Origin of the sequence: Armatimonas sp. (genome assembly GCF_043760365.1) — a bacterium.
Taxonomy (GTDB): domain Bacteria; phylum Armatimonadota; class Armatimonadia; order Armatimonadales; family Armatimonadaceae; genus Armatimonas.
The window spans coordinates 1-1948 of the sequence record NZ_JAYUPA010000295.1; the positions used below are offsets into that span (position 1 = coordinate 1).

2 protein-coding genes are annotated in these 1948 nt (G+C 65.0%); both read left to right on the plus strand.

What is annotated here, in order from left to right; genetic code table 11:
• The coding region (locus tag ACH2EH_RS07105) for a helicase-related protein (protein ID WP_395140272.1) at positions 1 to 1585 on the plus strand (1585 nt) is incomplete at its 5' end.
• Positions 1585 to 1948: hypothetical protein (locus ACH2EH_RS07110; RefSeq protein ID WP_395140273.1), on the plus strand; the 364-nt coding region annotated here is incomplete at its 3' end. The genes ACH2EH_RS07105 and ACH2EH_RS07110, both read left to right, overlap by 1 nt.

Below are 1948 nucleotides of genomic sequence, written 5' to 3' on the forward strand. Positions count from 1 at the left end.
GGTGACGCTGTTTGGGGGAATGGACGACAACCAGCGCTCCGCCGTGAAGCTGGCCTTCAACGACCCGGCCAGCGCCGTGCGGATTTTGATCGGCACCGATGCCGCTGCCGAGGGCTTGAACCTCCAGGCAACGGCTCGCTACCTACTGCACTTCGATGTGCCCTGGAACCCGTCGCGGCTGGAGCAAAGAAATGGGCGTCTGGATCGGCATGGGCAATCTCGTGATGTAGGGGTCTTCCACTTCGACACGCAAGACGATGCTGACCTGAAGTTTCTGGGCATCGTGGTGCGGAAGGTGAACTCGATTCGTAGCGATTTGGGCTCGGCGGGTGAGGTCTTTGACACGGCGTTCCAACGGCGCTTTATCCAGAACGAGTCCGTGGCTAACGTGGAGATAGACCTGGACAGCGCCCTTGCCCTCGTGCACGATCGCACGGAGATCCTGCGCTCGGCGGCAAAGGCTCCCATCAGCGAGGAGGGCGAGGCCAAGCGGCTGGAGGCACTCGCGGCGGAGCTGGATCTCACGCCACAGACCCTTTCAGAGACGCTGGAGACAGCGCTGGCGGCTAGTGGCGGGCGGCCACGCTTCGATACCGACACGAGCGACCCGCGCCGCGTACGCCTGCGCCACCCGATCCCGTCCGATTGGAATGCACTCATTGATACCTGCTTGCGCCGTGGGGGAACCGCCAAGACGCCGGGAGCCTTGCCCGCGCTAGTCTTCGATCCTGCCTACTATTTAGAGACGATCAACGGGCGACCGATCTTCCGCACGGTGAAGGACACAGCGCTCCTGCACCTGGCCCACCCGCTCTACCACCGGGCGCTGGCCTCGTTTGCCCGCCTGCGGTTTCCGGGCGGGGGCAGTGAGGAGAAGGCGACGCGCTGGACGGTGCGCCGTGGCGGGGTTCCGCCCGGCTGCGATGCGCTGATTCTGCTCACGGTCGAGGAAGTGGCGGTCAACGAGCTTCGGGAGCGCTTCCACCACTGGGTACATACCCTGCGCCTGCCCATCAAGAACAGTGAGTTGGCCGACGCGCTCCCCCACCAGGCGGCGCGTGTGCTCTATCCCGCTACGCTAACCTTCGATGCCAGAGATGCGGCGCGTGCCAGGGCGCTCTGGGGTGAGGTGGATACCGACGTGCGGGCGCTCTTGCGGGAAGCGGGGAAGTCGCTCACGGAGCGCCTGACGCGGGCGCTTCAGGAGGATGGCAAGGCGGCAACCCGCGAGGAGCAGGAGCGCTTCCAGAGCCGCCAGGGTGAGCTCTCAACAATGATTCAGCAGCAGACCCTCCAGCGCTTGGAGCGGGAGATCGCGGAGATGAATGCGCAGATGGCAAGCCTCAAAGCGCAGCCGACGCTCTTCGGAGAAGACGAGCGTGTGGGACAGATCGCTAGAACCCAGGCGGAAAAAGAAGAGGAGCTGAAGCGACGCAAGGAGCGCTATGAGGAGCTACGTGCGCTACTCACCCGCGAGCGCAAACGTATTGTCGAGGGCGTACTCCCGAAGCGTTTCACACTGCGCGGCGAGGCGCGGGTCTTTCCCGTGACCGTTGAGATTCGCCTGCCTGAGGGAGGCCGCTGATGGCAGAGACTGGCTTCTGGTGGGCATCACTACGGCACGGCGGTCTCCTGATCGCCCCGGCCCGCGTGCTGGATCGCTTCCCCGATGAGGCAGCACCGCCGCCTCTGCGCTCTGAGCACGTCGAGAACCTGCGCCGCTTGCTGGTAAAGCCGGGGGCACAGGCCGAGCTGCTGACGCTGGTGCTGGAGCGTGTGCTGGGCCTGAACCCGACGGCGGGGGGCAACTGGAACAAGCAGCCCGACACGAGTTTTTCGCACGCCGCTCTGACAGGTGAGATCGTTCGTCCGCGTCGCGTCTGGAAGAGTGCGAGTGGCGCGCTCCTGCCGGTCTTTGTGGACGACACGCCGCGCCTGGGAATTGGGC